Annotated in this window: 21 protein-coding genes; 13 read left to right on the forward strand and 8 right to left on the reverse strand. The window is 73.8% G+C overall.

The annotated features are described in order from the left end of the window. Positions 1-63: 63 nt before the first annotated feature. The 3 genes from ABWU78_RS06310 to ABWU78_RS06320 form a co-directional block, all read right to left on the reverse strand. Positions 64-282 (reverse strand): PspC domain-containing protein, encoded by a 219-nt coding sequence (locus ABWU78_RS06310; RefSeq protein ID WP_053370472.1) that lies wholly within the window; start codon positions 280-282, stop codon positions 64-66. A 105-nt stretch (positions 283-387) separates the two neighbouring features. Then, on the reverse strand, positions 388-924 hold the full coding sequence (locus tag ABWU78_RS06315; protein WP_439157867.1) for an O-acetyl-ADP-ribose deacetylase: 537 nt from the start codon (positions 922-924) through the stop codon (positions 388-390). Positions 925-1,045: 121 nt separating this feature from the next. Beyond that, a complete protein-coding gene (locus ABWU78_RS06320; protein WP_353706807.1) occupies positions 1,046-2,254 on the reverse strand; it encodes a beta-ketoacyl-[acyl-carrier-protein] synthase family protein in 1,209 nt (402 codons plus the stop codon). A gap of 182 nt (positions 2,255-2,436) precedes the next feature. On the opposite strand from ABWU78_RS06320, the gene ABWU78_RS06325 reads away from it, so the two are divergent. Further along, positions 2,437-2,664 (forward strand): hypothetical protein, encoded by a 228-nt coding sequence (locus tag ABWU78_RS06325; protein ID WP_439157868.1) that lies wholly within the window; start codon positions 2,437-2,439, stop codon positions 2,662-2,664. Positions 2,665-2,673: 9 nt separating this feature from the next. On the opposite strand, the gene ABWU78_RS06330 is transcribed toward ABWU78_RS06325, so the two are convergent. Then, on the reverse strand, positions 2,674-3,768 hold the full coding sequence (locus ABWU78_RS06330) for an amidohydrolase family protein (RefSeq protein WP_439157869.1): 1,095 nt from the start codon (positions 3,766-3,768) through the stop codon (positions 2,674-2,676). A 195-nt stretch (positions 3,769-3,963) separates the two neighbouring features. On the opposite strand from ABWU78_RS06330, the gene ABWU78_RS06335 reads away from it, so the two are divergent. The 6 genes from ABWU78_RS06335 (at position 3,964) to ABWU78_RS06360 (ending at position 10,067) form a co-directional block, all read left to right on the forward strand. Beyond that, positions 3,964-4,851: an SIS domain-containing protein gene (locus ABWU78_RS06335; protein WP_439157870.1), complete on the forward strand. Its 888-nt coding sequence runs from the start codon at positions 3,964-3,966 to the stop codon at positions 4,849-4,851. 129 nt (positions 4,852-4,980) lie between these two features. Then, positions 4,981-6,279, forward strand: a complete 1,299-nt coding sequence (locus ABWU78_RS06340; protein WP_439157871.1) for an ABC transporter substrate-binding protein — start codon at positions 4,981-4,983, stop codon at positions 6,277-6,279. Beyond that, the gene (locus ABWU78_RS06345; RefSeq protein ID WP_253054747.1) at positions 6,276-7,196 is read left to right on the forward strand and encodes a carbohydrate ABC transporter permease; all 921 of its coding nucleotides are present in this window, start codon (positions 6,276-6,278) and stop codon (positions 7,194-7,196) included. Before ABWU78_RS06340 ends, ABWU78_RS06345 begins: the two co-directional genes overlap by 4 nt. After that, a complete protein-coding gene (locus ABWU78_RS06350; protein WP_439157872.1) occupies positions 7,196-8,131 on the forward strand; it encodes a carbohydrate ABC transporter permease in 936 nt (311 codons plus the stop codon). Before ABWU78_RS06345 ends, ABWU78_RS06350 begins: the two co-directional genes overlap by 1 nt. Further along, complete coding sequence (locus ABWU78_RS06355) at positions 8,128-9,135, forward strand: carbohydrate kinase family protein (RefSeq protein WP_439157873.1); 1,008 nt, start codon at positions 8,128-8,130, stop codon at positions 9,133-9,135. Before ABWU78_RS06350 ends, ABWU78_RS06355 begins: the two co-directional genes overlap by 4 nt. Beyond that, the gene (locus ABWU78_RS06360) at positions 9,132-10,067 is read left to right on the forward strand and encodes a 1-phosphofructokinase family hexose kinase (RefSeq protein WP_204538252.1); all 936 of its coding nucleotides are present in this window, start codon (positions 9,132-9,134) and stop codon (positions 10,065-10,067) included. The genes ABWU78_RS06355 and ABWU78_RS06360 overlap by 4 nt, the downstream gene beginning before the upstream one ends. Before the next feature lie 13 nt (positions 10,068-10,080). Here the strand turns inward: ABWU78_RS06360 and ABWU78_RS06365 are convergent, their stop codons facing one another. Next, positions 10,081-10,938 carry a DeoR/GlpR family DNA-binding transcription regulator gene (locus ABWU78_RS06365; RefSeq protein ID WP_087470278.1) on the reverse strand — a complete coding sequence of 286 codons (858 nt, stop codon included), beginning with the start codon at positions 10,936-10,938 and terminating at the stop codon, positions 10,081-10,083. A 144-nt stretch (positions 10,939-11,082) separates the two neighbouring features. Between ABWU78_RS06365 and ABWU78_RS06370 the strand changes: the two genes are divergently transcribed. The 3 genes from ABWU78_RS06370 to ABWU78_RS06380 all read left to right on the forward strand — a co-directional run bounded on the left by ABWU78_RS06370 (position 11,083) and on the right by ABWU78_RS06380 (position 14,262). Continuing rightward, positions 11,083-12,399, forward strand: a complete 1,317-nt coding sequence (locus ABWU78_RS06370) for an alpha-glucosidase/alpha-galactosidase (RefSeq protein ID WP_439157874.1) — start codon at positions 11,083-11,085, stop codon at positions 12,397-12,399. After that, complete coding sequence (locus ABWU78_RS06375) at positions 12,396-13,244, forward strand: class II fructose-bisphosphate aldolase (RefSeq protein WP_439157875.1); 849 nt, start codon at positions 12,396-12,398, stop codon at positions 13,242-13,244. Before ABWU78_RS06370 ends, ABWU78_RS06375 begins: the two co-directional genes overlap by 4 nt. A gap of 82 nt (positions 13,245-13,326) precedes the next feature. Next, a complete protein-coding gene (locus ABWU78_RS06380; protein WP_439157876.1) occupies positions 13,327-14,262 on the forward strand; it encodes an endo alpha-1,4 polygalactosaminidase in 936 nt (311 codons plus the stop codon). Positions 14,263-14,305: 43 nt separating this feature from the next. On the opposite strand, the gene hrpA is transcribed toward ABWU78_RS06380, so the two are convergent. Then, complete coding sequence (hrpA, locus tag ABWU78_RS06385; RefSeq protein ID WP_439157877.1) at positions 14,306-18,988, reverse strand: ATP-dependent RNA helicase HrpA; 4,683 nt, start codon at positions 18,986-18,988, stop codon at positions 14,306-14,308. A 107-nt stretch (positions 18,989-19,095) separates the two neighbouring features. On the opposite strand from hrpA, the gene ABWU78_RS06390 reads away from it, so the two are divergent. Together ABWU78_RS06390 and ABWU78_RS06395 are read left to right on the forward strand one after the other, a co-directional pair. Further along, a complete protein-coding gene (locus tag ABWU78_RS06390) occupies positions 19,096-19,383 on the forward strand; it encodes a FitA-like ribbon-helix-helix domain-containing protein (protein ID WP_253054730.1) in 288 nt (95 codons plus the stop codon). Next, positions 19,380-19,808 (forward strand): type II toxin-antitoxin system VapC family toxin, encoded by a 429-nt coding sequence (locus ABWU78_RS06395; RefSeq protein WP_439157878.1) that lies wholly within the window; start codon positions 19,380-19,382, stop codon positions 19,806-19,808. The genes ABWU78_RS06390 and ABWU78_RS06395 overlap by 4 nt, the downstream gene beginning before the upstream one ends. Before the next feature lie 10 nt (positions 19,809-19,818). Here ABWU78_RS06395 and ABWU78_RS06400 read toward each other — a convergent pair whose 3' ends face one another. Both ABWU78_RS06400 and ABWU78_RS06405 read right to left on the reverse strand, forming a co-directional pair. Continuing rightward, the gene (locus ABWU78_RS06400) at positions 19,819-20,382 is read right to left on the reverse strand and encodes a GNAT family N-acetyltransferase (RefSeq protein WP_439157879.1); all 564 of its coding nucleotides are present in this window, start codon (positions 20,380-20,382) and stop codon (positions 19,819-19,821) included. A 186-nt stretch (positions 20,383-20,568) separates the two neighbouring features. Beyond that, on the reverse strand, positions 20,569-21,519 hold the full coding sequence (locus tag ABWU78_RS06405; protein ID WP_439157880.1) for a helix-turn-helix transcriptional regulator: 951 nt from the start codon (positions 21,517-21,519) through the stop codon (positions 20,569-20,571). A gap of 130 nt (positions 21,520-21,649) precedes the next feature. Between ABWU78_RS06405 and ABWU78_RS06410 the strand changes: the two genes are divergently transcribed. Then, complete coding sequence (locus ABWU78_RS06410; RefSeq protein WP_439157881.1) at positions 21,650-22,777, forward strand: epoxide hydrolase family protein; 1,128 nt, start codon at positions 21,650-21,652, stop codon at positions 22,775-22,777. Positions 22,778-22,804 lie beyond the last annotated feature (27 nt).

A 22,804-nucleotide genomic window follows, 5' to 3' on the forward strand; every position in this document is an offset into this window, starting at 1 on the left:
GTCTCGATGCGGAGACTGCCCGCAACCCCGGGTTCGGCCGCGTGCCGCGGCCGGCGCGGAGGGTCAGTCGCGGTCGTTGGGCATGAGGGCCCAGAGGATCAGGTAGGCGATGACCTGCGGGCCGGGGAGCAGGATCGAGACCGCGGCGACGATGCGCACGACGGTCGGGTCCCAGCCGAAGCGGCGGGCGATCCCTGCGCACACGCCCGCGATCATCCGACCGTGGCGCGGCCGGGACAGGGTCGGCCGGAAGGAGGCTGCGGAGGCGTCGGAGGTGCTCATACCTCGACGGTAGGAGCACGCTCGTCGCGGCGGTATCGGGATGTCCCCCGAACCGACCCTGATCCTCCCGACGCCGACCCTGACCCGGGGCTCGGCCCTACGGGCTCAGCTCGCGAGGGCGGCCTCGAACGCGGCCAGGGCGCGGGGCGACACGAGCGCGAACGTCGCGGCGGCGACACCGTCGCCGCGGTCGGCGCTCGGACGGGCGGCGGACCACCTGCGGACCGCCTCGACCGCGACCCGCGCGACGTCGTCGACGTCCCAGCCGTAGACGCCCGCGCTCACGGCGGGGAAGGCGACGGTCGCGGCGCCGAGGCCCGCGGCGAGGTCGAGCGAGCGCGTGAAGCACGACGCGAGGAGCGCAGGGTCGGTCTGGCCGCGGTGGCGGTCCGGCCCGACGGTGTGGACCACCCAGCGGGCGGGGAGGTCGTAGCCGCCGGTCGCGACGGCGTCGCCGACGGGCAGGCCGTCGGGGAGGGTCGTGCGCCGGATCCGGCGGCACTCCTCCAGGAGTCCGGGACCGGCGGCGGCGTGGATCGCGCCGTCCACGCCCCCGCCGCCGAGCAGCGACGAGTTCGCGGCGTTGACGATCGCGTCGACGGCGAGCGTCGTGATGTCGGCGAGCCGGGCGTCGAGGTCCATGCCCCCATCGTGCCTCGCGGCGCGTCGCGACGGCCGAGCACGTCCTCTCGCGCGGTCGAGCACGACCTGAAGGACGGAAAGCGCCCCATAACGACCTTCAGGTCGTGTTCGGCGGGGGAGGTCAGTCGCGCGAGACGACCACGCTCGCGCTGTGGCCGCCGAAGCCGAAGGCGTTGACCAGCGCGTGGCGGGCGGTCGTGTCCCGGGCGGCGCCGTGGACGACGTCGAGGTCGATCGCCGGGTCCAGCGCGTCGAGGTTGAGCGTGGGCGGCACGCGGCCGTCGCGCACGGCGAGCAGCGCGACGAGGATGCCCAGCGCGCCCGAGGCGCCGAGCAGGTGGCCCGTCGCGCCCTTGGTGCTCGTCACGGGCGGGGGCACGCCGAGCGCCGCGTGCAGGGCGTCCGACTCGTTGACGTCGCCCACCGGGGTCGACGTCGCGTGCGCGTGGACGAGGCCGACGTCGGCGGGGGAGAGGTCCGCGGCGCGCAGGGCCATCCCGATCGTCCGGGCCTGGTTCTCGGGGTCCCCGCCGACGATGTCGAACGCGTCCGAGGTCAGCGCGGCCCCGGCGACGACGCCGTGCACCGCGGCGCCGCGCGCCCGCGCGTGCTCCTCGCTCTCGAGGACGAGGAGGGTCGCCCCCTCGCCCATGACGAAGCCGTCCCGGTGGACGTCGAACGGGCGCGACGCGCGCTCGGGCTCGTCGTTGCGGGTCGACATGGCGCGCGCCGCCGCGAACGCGGCCAGGGAGAACGGCCGGACGCCCGCCTCCACCCCGCCGCAGACGACGACGTCGGCGGACCCGGAGAGGATCATCTCCCGACCCATCGTGATCGCCTCGGAGCCCGCGGCGCACGCGCTGATGGGCGCACGCGCACCGGCCTTGGCACCCAGGTCGATCGACAGCCACGCCGCCGGCCCGTTGGCCATGAGCATGGTGACCGTGTGCGGCGAGACGCGGCGGGGCCCCTGCTCGTCGAGCACGTGGGACTGGTCGAGCGTCGTCGCGATGCCGCCGTTCGCCGACCCGACGACGACCGCGAGGCGCGTGGGGTCGACGTCGGGCGACCCCGCGGAGGCCCAGGCCTCGCGGCCCGCGACGAGCGTGAGCTGCTCCGCCCGGTCCGTGCGGCGCGCCTCGCGCACGGCGAGCCCCTCCGCGAACGCGTCGTCCACCCGCGCCGCGATGCGCACGGGCAGGTCGGCGGCCCAGTCGTCCTTGATGGCGTGCACCCCGGGCTCGGCGCGCAGCAGCGCGTCCCAGGTGCCTGCCGCGGTGAGCCCGACCGGGGTCACCGCCCCGTAGCCCGTGACGACGGCTCGTGTCATGGTGTCCCCCTACCTGCGGGCGTCGCCTCGTCGGACGACGGTTGTGGTCGATGGGTCCCATTTCAAGACATCCGTATGGGGTTTGTCTTGTCCGACAGTGTGACAGTGCGCACGCTGTCACCCACCACGAGTAAAGCGGCGGGTCGTCATCCCGGCCACGGCGGGCCCGCAAGGTCACCGAGATGGAGTGCAACAGCGGGGAGGACGCCGAGGGCCGGGTGCGGCTCTCCGACCTCGCGGTGCGCGACGACGCGATCGCCGTGGCGGTCGGCGTCGAGCCGCGCACGGGCGTGGCGGACTGCCCGTCGAACCCGCCGACGCCGTTCGTCGTCGAGCTCGACGAACCGCTGGGCGACCGCGTCGTGCTCGACGCGTCGGTGCACCCGGCGCGGGAGGTCGTGCTGCCCTGACCCGGCGGGTCAGGCCCCGTCGAGCCCGAGCACCCGGCACGCGTTCCCCGCGTAGAGGGCCGGCAGGAGGTGCGCCGGGAGGTCCGCGCCCGAGATGGCCCACCGACCCTGCGGCGGAACGGGGTCGCCGGGAGCGTAGGAGAAGTGCTCGTCGGCCGTCTCGAGGAACCGGAAGTGCGTCTCGAGCTGCTCGCGGGACAACGGGAACGCGTCGGTGCCGAACAGGACGCGGTCGGGGAAGTCCTCGACGAGCCGGCGGAAGCGCCGTGGCTGACGCCCGAGCTCCGCCAGCCGGCCCGCGACGTCGACGACGAGGTTCGGTGCGGACCGCAGGAGCCGTGAGACGTGGTCGAGGTCCTCGGCGACGCAGCCCACGTGCGCGCCGACGTAGGTGGTCCCCGGCGTCGCGACGAGCAGGCGTTCGAACGCGTCGAGCAGGTGCTCGAACGACGGGAACCGGGACCGGTCGGCGAACGACCACGACGGCTGCGCGGTGAGCTCGTCGACGCGCTCGTTGTACCGGTCCAGCGGGTCGAAGAACGCCTTCGGGTCGGCGACGTGGATCAGGACGGGCAGCCCGAGCTCGCCCGCGAGCGCGAGCGTCTCGACGACGCGAGGGTCGTCGGGCGCGACGAGCGCGCCGTCGGGGCCGGTGACGGTCAGGCCGAGGTCCTTCCACACCTTGAGGCCGCGCGCCCCGCGCGCCGCGGCGTCGCGGAGCTGCCGCTGCACCTCGCGCTCGCCGCCCGCGTGGGCGAGCGCCCCCCAGTCGACCTGGCAGAAGGTGAGGAACCGGCCCGGGTGGGCGCGGTCGTACCGGTCGAGGTTGGCCTCGAGCTCGTCGCCCCACAGGCCGTCGAGGTTGACGACCGTGCGCACGTTCGTGCGGTCGAGCAGGTCGAGCAGCGCGGGAACGTCCGGCGCGCACCAGTCGGCGGTGAGCCAGCGGCCCAGGTGGTTGTGGACGTCGACGGCGGGCACCGCGGCCCGGGTGACGTCGGTCCGGGGGAGCCGCACGCGGGCACGCGGCTCCCAGTCGGCGAGCCGCAGGTCGGGTGCGGGCGGCACCGGGGGCGGGGTGGCGTGGTGGAGAGGATCGGTCACGTCCCCGAGCATCTGCCCCCCGCGCGCAGATTTCACGGATGTTACGCGAACCGATCATCCAGAGTGAGTGAATGTGCCACTCTGCGTGACTATCGCGCAGACGATGAGCAGGATCTTGGGCATCGGGTCCGCGCCGCGCGGCACCCACCACCGCTGGACCCGGGGTCACGACCCCGCCGACGACAGGACAAGCACGTGAGCCCGAGCGCCGTCACCGAGCGAGAGATCCACAGCCAGCCCGACGTGTGGGCCAAGGCCCTCGCGGGCGGACCCGCCACCGGCTCCGTGCTCGGCGCGCCCGGCGAGCGCGTCCTCGTGCTCGGGTGCGGGACGAGCGCGTTCGTCGCCGAGGCGATCGCGGTCCTCCGTGAGGACGCGGGCCTCGGCGAGACCGACGCCGCGTACGCGTCGGAGTGGAACCCGACGCGTCCCTACGACCGCGTGGTCGTCATCAGCCGCTCCGGGACCACGAGCGAGTGCCTCGAGGCGCTCGCGGCCGTCCCCGCAGGAACGCGCACCGCCGCGGTCGTCGGGGTCGCGGGTACGCCCGTCGCCCTCGCGGCGGACGACGTCCTCGTGCTCGACCTCGCGGACGAGGAGTCGGTCGTCCAGACGCGGTTCCCGACCACCGTGCTCGCCGTCGCCCGCCAGGCGTTCGGCGAGGACCTCTCCGACCTCGTCGAGCAGGCCGAGCAGGCGCTCGCGGCGCCGCTGCCCGTCGAGCCGGGCGCGTTCGAGCACTTCGTGTTCCTCGGCCGCTCGTGGGCCTACGGCCTCGCGCAGGAGGCGGCGCTGAAGATCCGCGAGGCGGCGCAGGCGTGGTCCGAGTCGTACCCGGCGCTCGACTACCGGCACGGGCCGGTCGCCGTCGCGACCGACGCGACGCTCGTGATCCTGCTGGGCGAGGACGACCCGGCGCTCGCCGACGACGTGCGGCGTACCGGCGCGACCGTCGTGCACCTCGAGGGGGACCCGCTCGTCCAGCTCGTGCAGTGCCAGCGCCTCGCCGTCGCCCTCGCCACCGACCGCGGCCTCGACGCGGACGCGCCGCGCCACCTCACCCGCTCCGTCGTCCTCGGCTGAGGACGACCCGCGACAGCCCGTCACCGACGGGGACGCAGTACCCGGACACTCGACGAAGAGACCGCCCAAGAGACAAGGCCGACAATGTTCCGTCATCCCACCCGCCGCCGTCCCGACCGTCCTCTCACCGTGGCCCGGGGAGCCGCCGGAGCGGTCGTCGTCTCCGGCGCGCTGCTGCTCGCCGCGTGCTCGTCCGGGACGCAGGGCGCCACGACCCTCGACCCCGAGGCCGACGTCACGCTCACGTGGTGGACCGGCCAGGCCGACCAGGCCCAGACGATCCTCACGGGCCTCGCCGAGGAGTTCGAGGAGCTCCACCCCAACGTGACGATCGAGGTGTCGTCGGGCGCGCCGTCGACGGAGGACCTGCTGCAGAAGCTGTCGTCCTCGTTCGCCGGCGGAACCTACCCGGACATCTCCTACGCGTTCGGCTCCTGGGCGAGCGAGCTCGCCGAGTCGGAGCGCACGCTCGACATCACCGACCAGGTGAGCGACCCCGACGTCGGCTGGGACGAGTTCTCCGGCGCCGCTCGCGCCACCGCCCAGCCGGACGGCGAGACCACCATCGGCTTCCCGGCCGTCGTCGACAACCTCTCCCTCCTGTACAACAAGACGGTGTTCGACGCCGCCGGCGTGGACTACCCGACCGAGGACTGGACGTGGGACGACTTCCGCGCCGCGGCGAAGGAGCTCACGGACCCCGCGACGAGCACGTACGGCTACGCCTACGGGGTCTCCGGCTCCGAGGAGACGACGTGGCAGTTCTGGCCGCACCTGTGGCAGCGGGGCGGGGAGATCCTCGACGAGTCCGGCACGACCGCGACGTTCGACTCCGACGCCGGCGTGGACGCGCTGACGTTCCTGCGCGACATGGCCGTCGAGGACGGGTCGGTCTACCTCGACCAGACCGACACCAAGTTCACGCAGATCTTCGCGAGCGACCAGATCGGCATGGTCACGTCCGGGCCGTGGACGCTGTACGACCTCCAGGTCGCGGGCACGCAGTACGGCGTCGTCCCCCTGCCGGCCTACGACGGCGAGCACACGACGATCTCCGGCGCCGACCTCTGGGTCCTGTTCGACCACCAGGACGCGAACCGTGAGCACTGGTCGTACGAGTTCACGAAGTGGCTGACCGACCCCGAGCAGGACGTGCGCTGGAACGTCGTCTACGGCAACCTCCCGCTGCGCGAGAGCGAGATCGACTCGCCTGAGTTCCAGGCACAGGTCGCGGCGATGCCCGGCCTGGACGTCATGGCGCAGAACAGCGAGAACGCGACGATCCCCCGCCCGACCGTGCCGGGGTACGTGAACCTCTCCGAGGCCGTCGGCACAGCGGTCTCGGAGGTTCTCCAGGGCAAGGGAGAACCGCGCGAGGCGCTCGAGCGGGCCGCCGACCGGTCGGACGAAGCGCTGGCGGACCAGTGACGACGACGATCGCGCCCACCCCCGTCCGGCGGCCCCCGCGGCGCCGCCGGACGGGGGAGGCGCTCGCCGGGTGGGGCTTCGTCACCCCGGCGACGCTCCTCGTCGTCGGTCTGTCGATCTTTCCCGCGGTCTGGGCGTTCCTGCTGTCGCTGCAGGACTGGAACGGCTTCTCCGCCCCGGAACCGGTGGGCGCGGACAACTACCGGCGCATGCTGACCGACGCCGAGCTGGGAGCGGCGGTAGGGCACACGCTCCTGTACACCGCGCTGTTCGTCCCGGCGTCGCTCTTCCTCGGGCTCGGTCTCGCGGTCGCGCTCAACCGCCGGCTCGTCCTGGTCGGGGTCTACCGCACCCTCGTGTTCCTGCCGTTCGTGGTCTCCGCGGCGGCCACCGGCATCCTCACGACCTACCTGTTCAACCCGCAGTTCGGGTTCGTGAACAACGTGCTGCGCGTCCTCGGCCTCCCGCAGCAGGGCTGGCTCGAGGACCCGTCGCAGGCGATGGTCGTCATCACGATCATGTCGTTGTGGGGGCAGGCCGCGTTCACGACCGTCATCTACCTCGCCGCGCTCCAGGACATCCCGGTCGAGCTCGCGGAGGCCGCCCGCGTGGACGGCGCGAACCGGTGGCAGTCGTTCTGGCACGTGACGTTCCCCCAGCTCGCCCCGGTCACGGTGTTCGTCGCCATCTGGCAGACGATCCAGGCGATCCAGCTCTTCGACCTCGTCTACACGACGACGCGCGGCGGCCCGCTCGGATCGACCGAGACGATCGTGTACTACCTGTGGAAGGCGGCGTTCAAGGAGCTCGAGTTCGGGTACGCCTCGGCCGTGGCGTACGGGCTGTTCGCCGTGACCCTGCTCATCACCATCGCCGTGACGCTCTACTCCCGCCGCACGAAGGTTGGTGGACTCTGATGTCGACGACCGTTCCCGGACCTGCCGCCTACGCCACGACGCCCGGCGGACCGCAGGCGGCGCCACCCGGCGCCCCGGACGGCCCGCTCCCCGCCACCGCCACCCCCGCACCGCGGCGCCGGCGGCGACGCGCCTGGCTGTGGCACCTGCTGCTCGTCCCCGTCGCCGCGCTGTTCGCGACGCCGTTCGTGCAGATGTTCCTCACGTCGCTCACGCCCGAGGCGGAGATCAACCGGTTCCCTCCGCGGTTCTGGCCCTCGCAGCTCACGCTCGACGGCTACGTCAAGCTCTTCACCGAGACCGACGTGCTGCGCTGGACGACGAACACCGTCCTCGTCTCGGTCGTCGCCGTCGCGTCGCACATCGTGCTGTGCTCGCTCGCCGGGTACGGGTTCGCGCGCCTCAAGTTCCCGGGCCGCACGTTCGGGTTCCTCGCGATCATGGCGACGATCATGATCCCGACCCAGCTCCTCATGGTCCCGACGTACGTCCTCTTCGCGCGCATCGGCATCATCGACACGCTCGCCGCCGCGATGGTCCCGTGGCTCGCGTCGGCGTTCGGGATCTTCCTCATGCGCCAGTTCTTCCTGTCGCTCCCGCCCGAGCTCGAGGAGGCGGCCGTCCTCGACGGGTGCTCCCGGCTCGCGACGTTCTGGCGGATCATCCTCCCGCTCGCGCGGCCCGCGCTCGCGACGCTCGCGATCTTCACGCTGCTCGGCTCGTGGAACGACCTCGTCTGGCCGCTCATCGCCATCAACGACCCGTCGTCGTTCACGCTCCAGCTCGGGATCACGAACTTCCAGGGCGCGCGCCGGACCGACTGGTCGCTGCTCATGGCGAGCAACGTCGTCGCGACCCTGCCGCTGGTGCTGTTCTTCCTGTTCGCCCAGCGCCAGTTCATCGCCACCATGACCTTCACCGGAGTCAAGGGATGACCACGCCCCGCACCCTGCCCCACGGACCCGACCGGACGACTGCACGACCCGTCGTCGTGGTCGGCGACGCGAACGTCGACCTCGTGCTGCGCGGCGACGTCGTCCCGCGCTTCGGCCAGGCCGAGCAGCTCGCCGACTCCGGCGACCTCGTCCTCGGCGGCTCGGCCAGCATCGCGGCGGCCGGCGTCGCGCGCCTCGGGGTGCCGACGACGCTCGTCGCGCGCGTCGGCGCGGACACGTTCGGCACCTTCACGCTCGACGCGCTGCGCGCCGCCGGGGTGGACGTCTCCGCCGTCGACGTCGCCCACGACGAGCCGACAGGGCTCTCGGTCATCCTCTCCACGCCCGACGACCGGGCGATCCTCACGGTCCCGGGCACGATCCCGACCCTCACCGGCTCCCACGCGCTCGCCGTGCTCGACGGCTGGCACGGGCCGCCCGGCGTCGTGCACGTCGCGTCGTTCTTCCTCCAGCCGCGCCTCGCCGCGGACCTGCCCGCGGTCCTCGCGTCCGCACGCGCGCGGGGGTGGACGACGACCCTCGACACGAACTGGGATCCCGCCGAGCGCTGGACCGGGCTCGCGGACCTGCTGCCCCACGTGGACGTGCTGCTGCCGAACCGCAACGAGCTGCGAGCCGTCGCGGCGGCGTTCGGCGCGGGCGTGCGGGACGCGCCGCACACCGGCGATCCCGACGTCGCGCTCGCCCGGGCGGTCGCCGCGCGCGGCCCCCGCGTCGTGGTCAAGGACGGTGCGCGCGGCGGGTGGTCCGTGGGACCGGCCGGAGCCGACGTGCGTGCCCCGGGGCTCGCCGTGGACGTGGTCGACACGACCGGCGCCGGAGACAGCTTCGACGCCGGCTACCTCGCGGCCCTCGCGCACGGGATCGAGGACGAGACCGAACGCGTGCGCTGGGCGGCCTGCGCCGGCTCGTTGTCGACGCGCGGCCCGGGGGGCACCGGGGCGCAGGCCACGCTGGCCGCGCTGCGTGCCGCGCTCGCATGATCTCCGCGCTCGCCCTCAGCCCCTCGCTCGACGTCACGTACGTCGTCGACGCGCTCGAGGGGATCCAGCGCCCGCGCGAGGTCCGTCGCGTCGGCGGGGGGAAGGCGCTCAACGCGGTCCGCGCCGCGGCGTCGCTCGGCGCCCGCACGACCGCCGTCGCGGTCCTCGCCGGGGGATCGGGCGAGGACGTCGCGGCGGGGGCGAGAGCCGACGGCGTGGACCTGCGGGTCGTGCCCGGAGAGCACCCGACGCGCACGTGCGTCTCGGTCCTGGCCGCAGAGACCGGTGCGCTCACCGAGATCTACGAGCGTGCCGTCCCGGTGGGGCCGGACACGCTCGACCGTGCCGTCGGGCTCGCGCTCGACCTCGCCGCGCACCACGGCGGGTGGTGGCTGCTGTCCGGCGGCCTCCCCGGCACCATCGCGCCGAGCGTGGTCGGCGCCGTCGTCGGTCGGCTGCGGGCGGCGGGTGCCCGCGTCGCCGTGGACAGCCACGGTCCGGCGCTCGCGGGTGCCGTGGGGGAGGGGCCCGACCTGGTCAAGGTGAACCGGGTCGAGGCGGCAGAGCTGCTGGGCGTCCCCGAGGACACCCCGGGGCCAGCGCTCGTCACCGGGATCCGCGACCGGTCGGGCGGCCTCGTGGTCGTCACGGACGGCGCCGAGGGGGCGTGGGCGAGCGACGGCACGAGCGTCCTGCGCGTGCGGCTCGGGGGCCACGTCGGCCGCTTCCCGGTGGGGAGCGGCGACTCGTTCCTGGGCGGGATGCTCGTCGCGCTCGACACGGGGGCCTCCCTCGCCGCGGCGGTGGCGCTCGGTGCCGCCGCGGGCACGGCCAACGCCCAGGTCCCCGGTGCGGCCGTCCTGGACGCGGACCTGGCCCGCCGTCTCGTCGGCGAGGTCGAGGTCGAGGCCGTGGCGCTCCCGGTGCCGTAGACCCGCTGCGGGGTCAGAGCGGCGTGGTCGGCCCCTCGGCCGGCTGCACGGCCGTGACCGGGCCGTCGTCGGGCACGACCTGGACGTCGACACCGGCCGCCGCGATCGCGTCGAGGGCCTCCGGGTCGGCGGACGAGTCCGTCACGAGCACGTCGATCTCCTCGAGGTCCGCCATCTTGGCGAGCGTCACGCGCCCCACCTTCGACCCGTCCGCGACCACGACGACGCGCTCGGCGTGCGCGACCATCGCGTGGTTGGTGCGCGCCTCGGTCTCGTCGTGCGTCGTCGCGCCGCCGCGCACGCTGATGCCGTCCGTGCCCAGGAAGGCCGTGCCGACGTTGATCGCGTTGAACGTGTGCTCGGCGAGCACACCGACGGCCTCCAGCGAGCTCGACCGGACGAACCCGCCGGTCATGATGACCTGCAGGTTGCTGCGCGCGGCGAGCTCGGTCGCCGTCGTCAGGGCGTTCGTGGCGATCGCGAGGTCGGGTCGCGTCGCGAGGGCGCGCGCGACGGCGGCCGCCGTCGTGCCGCCGCTGATCGCGACGGAGTAGCGCCCCGGCGGGAGCAGCCCGGCGGCGTGCTGGGCGATGCGCAGCTTGGCCTCGCGGAACCGGGAGTCGCGCAGGAGCACCGGGACCTCCGTCGTGGGGTCGAGGGCGCGCACCCCGCCGTGCGTGCGGAGCACGAGGCCCTGCTCCTCCATGTCCGCGAGGTCGCGCCGCATCGTGGCCGAGGACACGCCGAGCTCGCGGACCAGCTCCGTGAGGCGTGCCGTGCCGTGCTCGTTGACGTACGTCAGCGCCCGCATCATGCGGTCGCTGCGCTTGTGGGAGATCGCGCGGGGCGCGGCGTCGGGTGCGACGGACATGCGCTTCCTTCCGGCGGTTGTGGGGCGCACGCCCGAGGCCCTCGGCGCCCGGACGAGGCAAATCGCTCATTCAAAGTGAGTGTTATCAGCGAAATCTGATCGTATTCTTGCACAGTGCGCTCGACGGCGCCGAGGATCGTCGACATGGTCAGCATCGCGTTCGTCGGCGCCGGGAGCGTCGTCTTCACCCGCCAGCTCGTCGCCGACATCCTGCGCTACCCGGAGCTCGCCGACGCCCGCCTCGTGCTGCACGACATCGACCCCGAGCGGCTCCGCGTCGCCGAGGGCACCGCGCGTCAAGTGAGCCGCCAGCTCGGGGCGTCGGCCACCGTCGAGGCGTACGCCGACCGTCGCCAGGCCCTCGACGGTGCCGACTTCGTCGTCAACATGATCCAGGTCGGCGGCATCGACGCGACGCTGAAGGACCTCGAGATCCCCGCGCGCCACGGACTGCGCCAGACCATCGGCGACACGACCGGCGTCGGTGGCGTGTTCCGCGCGCTGCGCACGTTCCCGGTGCTCGAGGGCATCGCGACCGACGTGCGCGAGCTGTGCCCCGAGGCGTGGCTGCTCAACTACACGAACCCGATGGCGATGAACGTGTGGTGGGTCTCCACCGTCGCTCCCGACCTCAAGGTCGCCGGGCTCTGCCACTCCGTCTACTGGACGGCGCACGACCTCGCGGAGCTCGTGGGCGTCCCGGTGGAGGAGACGCGGTACCGGGCCGCGGGCGTCAACCACCAGGCGTGGCTGCTCGAGTGGGAGCACCAGGGCGAGTCGCTGTACCCCCGGCTGCGCGAGACGATCCGCCGCGACCCCGGGCTCGAGCGTCGCGTCCGGGTCGAGATCTTTCGTCGCCTCGGCTACTACCCGACGGAGACGAGCGAGCACTCCTCCGAGTACCTGCCGTGGTTCCTCCGCTCCGACGAGCAGATCGAGCGCTACCGCCTGCAGCCGCTCGAGTACGTCGGCATCAGCCGGGAGAACGTCGCGGAGTTCGAGGCGGCGCGGCGTGCGCTCGCCGCCGGCGAGGACCTCGCGCTCGAGGACGGCGCGAGCGAGTACGCGCCCCAGATCATCCACTCGCTCGTCACCGGGACGCCGCGCGAGGTGCACGTCAACGTCCCCAACCACGGGCTGATCGACAACCTGCCCCAGGGCGCGGTCGTCGAGGTCCCGGCGGCGGTCGACGGCGACGGCCTGCGCCCCGTGCCGATGGGCTCGCTCCCGGCCCAGTGCGCGGCGCTCAACCAGCCGTACGTCTCGGTCGGCGCGCTCACCGTCGAGGCGGCGCGCACCGGCGACCCTCGGCTCGTGCGCCAGGCCGTGCTCATGGACCCGAACGCGTCCTCGACCCTCACCCCCGAGCAGATCTGGGCCCTGTGCGACGAGCTCGTCACGGCGCACGGCGACCTGCTCCCCGAGCCGCTCCGCGCCCGTGTGCCGGCAGGTGCCCTGTGACCCTGGCCGCGACGGGGAACCTCGTCGCTGCGGCGGCGCGCGACGGCGGCGCCGTGCTCGCGTTCAACGTCATCACGCTCGAGCATGCCGAGGGCATCGTCGCCGGCCTCGAGGACGCCGGGGCTCCCGGCATCCTGCAGATCAGCGAGAACGCCGTCCGCTACCACGAGGGCCGCATGACGGCCCTGGTCGCGGCCTGTCGCGAGATCGCCGTCGCGGCACGCGTCCCCGTCTCGCTGCACCTCGACCACGTCCAGGACGTCGACCTCGCGCGTCAGGTGGTCGACCAGGCGTGGCGACTCGGGATCACGTCGATCATGGTCGACGCCGCCCACCTCGACTACGCGGACAACGTCGCCACGACCCGCGACCTCACCCGGTCCGCGCACGACACCACGCTGTGGGTCGAGGCCGAGCTCGGCGCGATCGGCGGCAAGGACGGTGCGCACGCACCCGGCGTGCGGACCGACCCGCACGAGGCGGCGTCCTTCGTCGCGGCGACCGGTGTCGACGGGCTCGCCGTCGCCGTGGGCAGCTCCCACGCCATGACGAGCACGACCGCGGAGCTCGACCTCGACCTCGTCGAGCGGATCGCCGCGGAGGTCCCCGTCCCGCTCGTGCTGCACGGGTCGTCCGGTGTCCCTGCCCCGATGCTGCGCGACGCCGTCGCGCGGGGGATCCGCAAGATCAACGTCGGGACCGCGCTCAACGTCGGCTACACGCGTCAGGTGCGAGACTTCCTCGACGCGCACGACGCCGTCACCGACCCCCGCAAGTACCTCGCCCCGGCGCGGGGGGCCGTGCGCGACGCCGTCGACCGGCTCTGCACGCAGGTGTTCGCCTGACACCTCGGGCCGTCCTGCATCTCCTGATCGGCACCCCCACCATGGCGCGCGGGCAGCGCGTCACGACGAGAGGAACGAGCACATGAGACGAACGACGACCGGCCTGGCACTCGGCTCGGCGCTGGTGCTGACCGCGTGCGCGGGCGGCCCCGCCGTCGGCGGCACGAGCCCCGTCCCGGACACGGCGCGCACGACCACGACCGACGCGACGACCGCGGCGCTGGTCGAGCTGCCGCCCACGAGCGGGGTCCTCGACTACCAGCTCGGCGGCGCGTACGACGAGGTCGACGCCGGTTCCGGTCCGGTGACTCCCGACGTCGTGGTGCGCGACGCGACGGCGGCGCCGCTCTCCGGTGCGTACAACGTGTGCTACGTGAACGGCTTCCAGACGCAGCCCGACGACGCCGACCTGTGGCTCGCGCACGAGGACCTGCTGCTGCACGACGCCGACGGCGTGCTCGTCGTCGACCCGGACTGGCCGGACGAGTTCGTGCTCGACCCGTCGACCGCGGCGCAGCGCGACGGGATCCTCGACGTCCTCGGTCCGGTGGTCACCGGCTGCGCGGGCGACGGGTTCGACGCCGTCGAGATCGACAACCTCGACACCTGGACCCGGTTCGCCGAGATCGACGAGGCCGGCGCGCACGCGCTCGCCACGGCGTACGTCGACCTCGCGCACGACGCCGGGCTCGCCATCGCGCAGAAGAACGCCGCGGAGATCACGCAGGTCGCGCACGACGACCTCGGCTTCGACTTCGCCGTGACCGAGGAGTGCGCCGTCTGGGACGAGTGCGCCGCGTACACCGACGTGTACGGCGACCACGTGCTGCAGGTCGAGTACCCGGGCCCGCTCGCAGGCGAGGGGCTGACGTTCGCCGACGCGTGCGCCCTGCCCGACCGCGCACCGCTCACCGTGCTGCGCGACCTCTACCTCGTCACGCCCGACACGGACGTGAGCGGGATCGACCCCGTCGAGGAGACGGGCGAGCCGTACTCGTACGTGTTCGAGACCTGCTGACCGCGAGGCGGCGGGCGGCGCCCGCGCCGTGCGCGGCCTCGTGTCACCAGCCGTCGGGCGTGAGGAGCTTGCGGATGCGCTTCTCGCTCACCGGGCCGTCCGTGCCGAGCTGCTGCGCGAACAGCGACACGCGCAGCTCCTCGACCAGCCACCGGGCCTCGGCCAGGTCGGCCGCGCGGACCGGGTCGGCCGAGCCCTGGGCGTAGGCGGCCCGGGCGCGCTGGTACGCCTCCTCGACGTCGTGCACGCGCCACGCGAGCTCGGCGTCGCGGTTCGGGTTCGTCTGCGCCTTCTCCAGCCGGTACGACGCCGCGCGCAGGTAGCGCGTGAGGTGCGGCAGGCGTCGGGGCGGGGTCTGGGACACGAAGCCGTCGTGGATCAGGCCCGCGGCCTGGTCGCGCAGGTCGGTGAGCGTGTTGAGCAGCGCGAGGCTGTTCGACGCGCGGATCTCCGCGTCGAGGTTCCGCGACGCCGTGAGCGCCGCCACGACGTGCCCGACCACCTGGTGCACCTGGTCCTCCTGGTGCGCCCGGACGAACGTCCGCGCCGCCGCGTACGCCTCGCCGTCGTGGATCGCCGTGGCGTCCGGCTGCGTGCCGTGCTGCCCGCTGCCCCCGCTCGTCAGTGCGATCACCGCGGCGAGCTGGAGGTCCGCGACGAGCGCGTCCGTGTTCCGGTACGGGCTCGCCGCCATCGTGAGCGACTGCGTCCCGTTCCACCGGCTGGTGATGCGCCCGGTCTGCAGCGCCGTCTCGGACAGCAGCAGACGCCGCACGCCGCGCGCGTGCTCGCGCGCCTGCGCGGTCGCGTCGGCGAGCACGCGCAGCGCGACGACCGGCTTCCCCTTCGCGTCCTGCTCCTCGACGACCGCAGGGAACCCCCGCACGACCACCCCACCCCCGAGGTCCGTCGACACGGTGCTGGGCAGCGTCCCGTCAGGGAGGCTTGTGGGCCACGTCGTGAGCCCGCTCTGCTCGGTGATGAGCACGCTCGTGGTCGCGGCAGCGGCTGCCGCACGCCCGGGCGAGCCGGTCGCCGAGGGTGAGACGGCGCCGTCGGCCCCGATGGCCCGACCGCTGGCGGACGGCGAGCCGGACGCGGAGGTGGTGGAGGGGGCGTCGGATGCGAAGGGCGTGGCGGGCCTGGCGGGAGCGCCGTGAGGAACGAGCGGCGCGGATGGTAGCCCGAGCACCGACGCCCCCTCCGCCGCCGAACCCGACCCAGAGACCGACGTTCCCGACCCCGACGCCGCCTCGCGAAGAGCAGCGCCCACCGCGCCCTTGACCGCCGCGCGGACCGCCGCCTGGTTCTGGGCGGCGAGACGGCGCTGGAGGGCGACGAGGTCCTTCGACTCGTCCAGGACGACGGAGCCGCGCCCGCGGGTGTCCTCGACGCGGAACGTCATGCGCAGGTGCGCGGGCAGGCGCGCCTCCTGCTCGGGGCCCCACGCGTCGTCGGGGATGACGACGTCGCGCAGCGCCCGGACGGCGCGCGTGAACGCGACGGGGAACGGCTCGGCCATGTCGCCCGCGCGGGCCATGTCCTCCCAGGCGGGCGTGTGCTCGCGGAGCCAGGCGACGACGTCGCGCGCGACGTCCGGTGCCGGCACGAGCTGGACGCGGACCGGCTTGGGCAGCGAGCGGATCGTCGCCGTGGCGAGCTCGTCGAGCAGGCCGGGGACCATCCAGTCGAACCCGTCGGGCACGACGCGGTTGAGCACGGAGATCGGGACGTGCACGGTCACGCCGTCGGCGTCGGTCCCGGGCTGGAACTGGTAGGTGAGCGGGAGGGTGAGCTCGCCCTGCGGCCAGGTCTCGGGGAACTGCGACGTGTCGACCTGCTCGGCGTCGGGCACGAGCTGTTCGAGCGTGAAGGTGAGCAGGTCGGGGTCGCGGCGCTGCGCCGTCTTCCACCAGCGGTCGAAGTGCGCGGCGGACACGACGTCGTCGGGCACGCGCTCGTCGTAGAAGTCGAACAGCACGTCGTCGTCCACGACAAGCCCGCGCTGGCGGGAGCGCGCCTCGAGCTCCTCCGCCTCGGCGAGGAGCTTCCGGTTGTCGTGGAAGAACCGGTGGTGCGTCGTCCACTCGCCCTGCACGAGCGCGTGCCGCACGAACATCTCGCGCGCGGCCTCGGGGTCGACCTTCGCGTAGAGGACCTTGCGGTCCGCGACGATCGGCACGCCGTACAGCAGCACCTTCTCGGTCGCGATGGCGGCGCCGCGCTTGGTCGACCAGTGCGGCTCGGAGTACGTGCGCCGCGCGAGGTCGCCCGCGAGGTCCTCGGCCCACTCGGGCTGGATCCGGGCGACGTCGCGCGCCCACAGCCGCGACGTCTCCACGAGCTCGCCCGCCATGATCCAGGCCGGCGGCTTCTTGCTCAGCGGCGAGCCGGGGAAGATCGCGAACCGCGCGCCGCGCGCGCCGGTGTACTCGTTGCGCGCCTGCTTCTGCGCGCGCCGCAGCGCCTTGGCACGCGCCTCGCCCTTGAGGTGCGCGACCGACGACGCCTTCACCTCGCCCGTGTCCTGCATCCCGATCTGCGACAGCAGGCCGGACAGGAGCGCCTTGTGGATCGTGTCGCCGTCCCAGGCGCGCTTGTAGGCCTGGCTGTCGGGGGTCGGGTCGGGGGCGGTGGTCGGGTCCGCCGCGACTGCGCCCGAGGTGCTCGGGCTGCCGGCCGCGCCGCGTGCGCGCGGCTTGTACGACATGTCGATGCCGAGGGGCTTGGACATCTCGCGGAGCTGCGCGACGACGTCCTGCCACTCCCGGATGCGCAGGAAGTTGAGGTACTCGGCCTTGCACAGGCGGCGGAAGGCCGACGACGAGAGCTCGTGCTGCTGCTCGCGGACGTACTCCCAGACGTTGAGGTAGGTGAGGAAGTCGGAGTGCGGGTCGGTGAAGCGCGCGTGCGCCTGGTCGGCCTGCGCGCGGACCTCGGCGGGGCGCTCGCGCGGGTCCTGGATCGACATGACGGCGGCGATGATCGCGACCTCGCGCGCGACGCCGAGCCTCGAGCCCTCCCAGATCATGCGGGCGAGGCGCGGGTCCATGGGGAGCTGCGCGAGGACGCGCCCGACCTCGGTGAGGCGCGCGACGCCGTCGGACGTGGCGAGGGCGCCGAGCTCGGTGAGGAGCTGGACGCCGTCGCGCACGGCGCGCGTGTCCGGGGGCTCGACGAACGGGAAGCGGGCAACCTCGTCGGGGGTCTCGACGACGCCGACGGAGATCATCTGGAGCAGCACCGACGCGAGGGAGGTGCGCAGGATCTCCGGCTCGGTGAACTCGGGCCGGGAGGCGAAGTCGTCCTCGGAGTAGAGGCGCACCGCGATGCCGTCGGCGACACGGCCGGAGCGGCCGGAGCGCTGGTTCGCGCTCGCCTGCGAGACGGGTTCGATGGGCAGGCGCTGGACCTTCGTCGCCTTGGAGTAGCGCGAGATGCGGGCCGTGCCGGGGTCGACGACGTAGTGGATCCCCGGCACGGTGAGCGACGTCTCGGCGACGTTCGTCGCGAGCACGATGCGCCGCGAGGAGTGCGCCTGGAACACGCGGTGCTGCTCGGCCGACGACAGCCGCGCGTACAGCGGCAGGATCTCGACGCGCTGCGGGTGCTTCGGGTCGGTCACGCGGTCCTTGAGGTGGCCGGTGAGCGCGTCGGCGGCGTCGTGGATCTCGCGCTCGCCGGAGAGGAACACGAGGATGTCGCCCGGTCCCTCGCGCATGAGCTCGTCGCACGCGTCGACGATGCCGGTCACGAGGTCCTTCTCCTCGGCGCCCGCGCGCCCCTTCGCCTTCCCGGAGCCGGGGTCGACGTCCGGCGACAGCGGTCGGTACCGGATCTCGACCGGGTAGGTGCGGCCGGACACCTCGACGACGGGCGCGGCGTCGGGCAGCGCGTCGACCACGTACTCCGGCGCGCCGCCGAGCCGGGCGAGGTGCGCGGGGGAGAAGTGCTGCGCGAAGCGCTCGGAGTCGATCGTCGCCGACGTGATGATCAGCTTGAGGTCGGGGCGGCGCGGCAGGAGCCGCGCGAGGTAGCCGAGCAGGAAGTCGATGTTGAGGGACCGCTCGTGCGCCTCGTCGACGATGATCGTGTCGTACGCGAGGAGCTCCGGGTCGCGCTGGATCTGGGCGAGCAGGATGCCGTCCGTCATGACCTTGACGAGCGTGTCCTCGCTGGAGGTGTCGGTGAACCGCACCTGGTACCCGACCACGCCGCCCAGCTCCGTGCCGAGCTCCTCCGCGATGCGCTCGGCGACCGTGCGCGCGGCGATGCGGCGGGGCTGGGTGTGCCCGACCTGCCCCGCACGGCCCCGCCCGAGCTCCAGCGCGATCTTGGGGAGCTGCGTCGTCTTCCCGGAGCCCGTCTCGCCCGCGACGATGACGACCTGGTGGTCGCGGATCGCGGCGGCGATGTCCGCGCGTCGGGCACTGACGGGGAGCTGCTCGGGGTACGTGATCGGCGGGACCGTCACGGTCTCGCGCGCCTGCGCGGCCCGCTCGAGCTGCGCGCGGCTCACCTGTCGCGGGCCCGACGTCGCTCGCTCGCCCCGGCTGCGCCGCGCCGTCGTGCCGGTCGTCGGGGTGCCCGACGTCGGGCGGTCGCCTCGCCCGCGGCCGCGGCGGTTCCCGCGGCGCCGACGACCCTCGCGCGGGGTGCCCTCGGCGGCGCCGCCCTGCTGGGGAGGGCGCGCGTCAGGCGGGTTCGCTGCGGGCTCGGTACTCACGACGGTCCATTCTCTCAACCCGCCGCAACTTCATTGCTCCCGAGGGCGGGGCGACCCTGGTGGGCAGTGCTGTCGTTTTGCTAGCGTGGTGATCGGAGGTGGTCGAGATGGCGACGCTGACGATCCGAGGGCTCGACGACGACGTGCGCGAGCGGCTGCGAGCGCGTGCCGCAGAGCACGGCCGGTCCATGGAGGCGGAGATCCGCGCGATCCTCACGTCTGCGGTGACGGCACCGAGCGGGCTGGAACGCGGGCTCGGCACGTTCATCCACAGCTCGTTCGCCGACGCCGGGCTGACGGTCGAGCTCGACCTGCCCCCGCGCTCGGAGCACGGACGCGCCGTCGACTTCTCCGACGAGCCGGGCGGGCCGGACCGCGAGGTCGCGGACGCGTGATCGTCCTCGACACGAACGTCGTGTCCGAGGCGATCCGCCCGGTACCCGAGGCGCGCGTGCTCCGCTGGCTCGACGCGCAGGCTCCGGAGGCGCTGTGGATCACGGCCGTCACCGTCGGCGAGATCGTCCACGGCGTGGCTCGGCTGCCCGAGGGGCGGCGCCGGGACCGCCTCGCCGCGCTCGTCGAGGAGCACGTCACCACGACCTTCGCGGGCCGGGTGCTCGCGTACGACGCCGACGCCGCGCGCGTCGGTGGCACCCTCCTCGCGCTCCGCGAGCGAGCGGGGCGGCCGATGAGCATGGCCGACGCGCAGATCGCCGCGATCTGTCGCGTGCACGACGCGACGCTCGCGACGCGCGACGTGCACGACTTCGTCGGCACCGGCGTGGCCGTCGTCGACCCGTGGGGCATCGGGCCGTCCTGACCGAGCGCGCTCAGCCGAGCGCGCGGCGCATGACGACGCGCGGCACGCCGCCGCTCACGCCGGTGGTCGGGGCCGCGCGCACGAACCCGGTCCGCTCGAACAGCGCGACGGTGCCGACGTACCCGGAGATGACGTCGACGCGCTCGCCGCCCGCGTCGACGGGATAGCCCTCGACCGCGGGCGCGCCGTGCGCTGCGGCGTGCTCGACCGCCCCCGCGAGCAGGTGGTGCATCAGCCCGCGGTGCCGGTACCCGGCCCGGACGACGAAGCACACCGCGCTCCACGCGTCGAGGTCGTCGACGAACGGGATGGTCCGGGCGTTCATGAGCCGCCGGTACGTGCTGCGCGGCGCGACGGAGCACCAGCCCGCGACCTCGCCGTCGACGTAGGCGAGCACGCCCGGCCCCGGCTCGGTCCTGCACAGGTCGGCCATGAAGCCGGGGCGGTCCTCGGCGCTGACCCGGCTGTCGCGGTAGGACATGCACCAGCACCCGCGCACCCCGGCCTTCCGCGGCCCGACCACGGTGGCGAAGTCGTCGTAGCGCCCGACGGCGGAGCGCACCTCCACGTCCATCCCCCACACGCTAGGCGCGCCCGCCCCCGCGGGCGAGCGCCGCCGTCGGACCCGCCCAGGACCGACCGGCGCCGAGAACGACCCCACCCGCCGTCGAGCACGACCTGAAGGACGGAAAGCGCCCGAGAACGACCCTCATGTCGTGTTCGGCGACCGACCGGGGGCCCGGGGGCCCGGGGGCGGGAGTCAGGGCGAGATGGCGTGGGTGTAGCGGGTTGCGAGGGTGCGGACGTGGTCGACGAGGGCCTGCGGCTCCGTCACGTGGAAGTCGAGGCCGAGCATGCCGACCCACACCGCGACGACCTCGACGCTGTCGCCGCCGGTGACGAGGACGCAGCGGTCGTCGTCGAGCGGCTCGACCGTGCCGACCGTCGGGTTGATGCGCCGCAGGACCTCCTCGGCCGGGGCGTCCACGACGATCCGGGCGTGGACCGCCCATCCCGTGCGCGCGACCTCCCGCACGACGAACTCCGTCATGTCCCCGGGGAAGCTCACCGGCGTGAACCGCCGCCCACCGGGGACACGCAGCACCAGCCAGTCGACGCGGTACGGAGCCCACCCACCCGTCGTCGGGTCGCGCGCGACGAGGAACCAGCGGCGCTGCCACGCGACGAGGCGGTACGGCTCGAGCTCGACCGGCTCGTCCTGGTAGAAGCAGCGCAGGCCCTGGTGGTCGCGCACGGCGTCGGCGAGGGCGGTCAGCGTGTCCGGGTCGACGACCGGGTCCTCGACGTTCGAGTCGGTGTTCGCGGGGCCGGCGGCGCTCGCGGACCGCAGCGCGGAGAGCCGACGGCGCAGGCGGTCGGGCATGACCTGCTCGAGCTTCGCGAGCGCGGACGCCCCGGACTCCTCGAAGCCCGCGGTGCCGGTCGCGGCCCGCAGCCCGACGGCGACCGCGACGGCCTCGGCGTCGTCGAGCAGGAGCGGGGGGAGTCGTGCACCCGCCCCCAGCCGGTACCGGCCGCCCGGGCCGCGCACGGCGTCGACGGGGTAGCCGAGCTCGCGCAGCCGGGCGACGTCGTTGCGGACGGTGCGGTCGGTGACGTCGAGCCGGGCGGCGAGGTCGGCGCCCGACCAGTCGGGGCGGGACTGGAGCAGCCCGAGCAGCGCGAGCATGCGGGCAGAGGTGGAAGCCACGAGGTCCCTCCGAGGGGCCGCCGGAAGAAAGTCGGAACCAGGTCAGAATAGCGGAAGAAAACGTTCCGGAACGCTGCGTAGCGTCGGTACCAGAGCAGGGCACGAGGCCCGCTCCGACCGAGGAGGCATCATGAGCAGCACCACCCTCGAGCACCGCCCGTTCTCCGTCGCCGTCCCGCAGGCCGACCTGGACGACCTGCGCGAGCGGCTCGAGCGGACCCGCTTCGCGCCGGCCGCGCCCGGCGACTCCTGGGACTACGGCACGCCCGAGTCCTACCTGCGCGACATGGTCGGGCGCTGGACGGCGTTCGACTGGCGCGCCGTCGAGGACCGGGTCAACGCGTACCCGGGCTTCCGCACCGAGATCGACGGCCAGCCGATCCACTACCTGCACGTGCGCTCGCAGCACGAGGACGCGACCCCGCTGCTGCTCGCGCACTCGTACCCCGGGTCGTTCCTCGACTTCCTCGACATGATCGACCCGCTCGTCGACCCCGTCGCGCACGGCGGCCGCCCCGAGGACGCGTTCCACCTCGTGATCCCGTCCATGCCGGGCTTCGGGTTCTCCACGCCCGTCGTCGGCGACACCGACTGGACCATGGCGCGCGTCGCCCGGGCCTACGACACGCTCATGCGCGACCTCGGCTACGCGTCCTACGGCATCCACGGCAGCGACGGCGGGGCGATGGTCTCGCGCGAGCTCGCGGTCCTCGACCCCGAGGGCTTCCGCGGCGCGCACGTGCTCCAGCTCTTCTCCTTCCCGTCCGGTGCGCCGGGCGAGATGGACGGCTTCGGGGAGAAGGAGTACGCGGCGCTCGGCCACCTCCAGTGGTTCCAGTCCGTGGGCGCCTACAACACGATGAACGCGTCCCGGCCGCAGACCATGGCCGCGGGCCTCGCCGACTCGCCCGTCGCCGTCCTCGCGTACCACGAGCTGTTCGAGAGCTTCGGCAACGGGACGAGCCTCGTGAGCGCCGACCAGGTGCTCGCGCAGGCGACGCTCTACTGGCTCACCAACTCCTACGCGACCGCCGCGCGCTACCACTACGCCGAGCAGCGCTCCGGTGCCGAGCCGGTCGTGAGCCAGGGCCGGATCGGCGTCGCCGTCTTCCGGGACGTCTTCCAGACGATCCGCGCCTTCGCCGAGCGCGACAACGCCCGGATCGAGCACTGGTCCGAGTTCCCGCGCGGCGGCCACTACGCCTCGCTCGAGGTCCCGCAGGACGTCGTCGCCGACCTCCGGGTGTTCTTCGCCTGAGCCGCAGGGCGGTGCGCGCCCCGGCGG

The sequence above is a fragment of the Cellulosimicrobium sp. CpK407 genome, assembly GCF_051844275.1.
Classification (GTDB): Bacteria; Actinomycetota; Actinomycetes; order Actinomycetales; family Cellulomonadaceae; genus Cellulosimicrobium; species Cellulosimicrobium cellulans_G.

Coding starts and splice junctions, on each gene's coding strand:
- ABWU78_RS06355 (WP_439157873.1), top strand. CDS start 8,128: ATGACCACGCCCCGCACCCTGCCCCACGGACCCGACCGGACGACTGCA.
- ABWU78_RS06400 (WP_439157879.1), bottom strand. CDS start 20,382: ATGGACGTGGAGGTGCGCTCCGCCGTCGGGCGCTACGACGACTTCGCC.
- ABWU78_RS06325 (WP_439157868.1), top strand. CDS start 2,437: ATGGAGTGCAACAGCGGGGAGGACGCCGAGGGCCGGGTGCGGCTCTCC.
- ABWU78_RS06320 (WP_353706807.1), bottom strand. CDS start 2,254: ATGACACGAGCCGTCGTCACGGGCTACGGGGCGGTGACCCCGGTCGGG.
- ABWU78_RS06410 (WP_439157881.1), top strand. CDS start 21,650: ATGAGCAGCACCACCCTCGAGCACCGCCCGTTCTCCGTCGCCGTCCCG.
- ABWU78_RS06350 (WP_439157872.1), top strand. CDS start 7,196: ATGTCGACGACCGTTCCCGGACCTGCCGCCTACGCCACGACGCCCGGC.
- ABWU78_RS06360 (WP_204538252.1), top strand. CDS start 9,132: ATGATCTCCGCGCTCGCCCTCAGCCCCTCGCTCGACGTCACGTACGTC.
- ABWU78_RS06365 (WP_087470278.1), bottom strand. CDS start 10,938: ATGTCCGTCGCACCCGACGCCGCGCCCCGCGCGATCTCCCACAAGCGC.
- ABWU78_RS06315 (WP_439157867.1), bottom strand. CDS start 924: ATGGACCTCGACGCCCGGCTCGCCGACATCACGACGCTCGCCGTCGAC.
- ABWU78_RS06390 (WP_253054730.1), top strand. CDS start 19,096: ATGGCGACGCTGACGATCCGAGGGCTCGACGACGACGTGCGCGAGCGG.
- ABWU78_RS06380 (WP_439157876.1), top strand. CDS start 13,327: ATGAGACGAACGACGACCGGCCTGGCACTCGGCTCGGCGCTGGTGCTG.
- ABWU78_RS06370 (WP_439157874.1), top strand. CDS start 11,083: ATGGTCAGCATCGCGTTCGTCGGCGCCGGGAGCGTCGTCTTCACCCGC.
- ABWU78_RS06310 (WP_053370472.1), bottom strand. CDS start 282: ATGAGCACCTCCGACGCCTCCGCAGCCTCCTTCCGGCCGACCCTGTCC.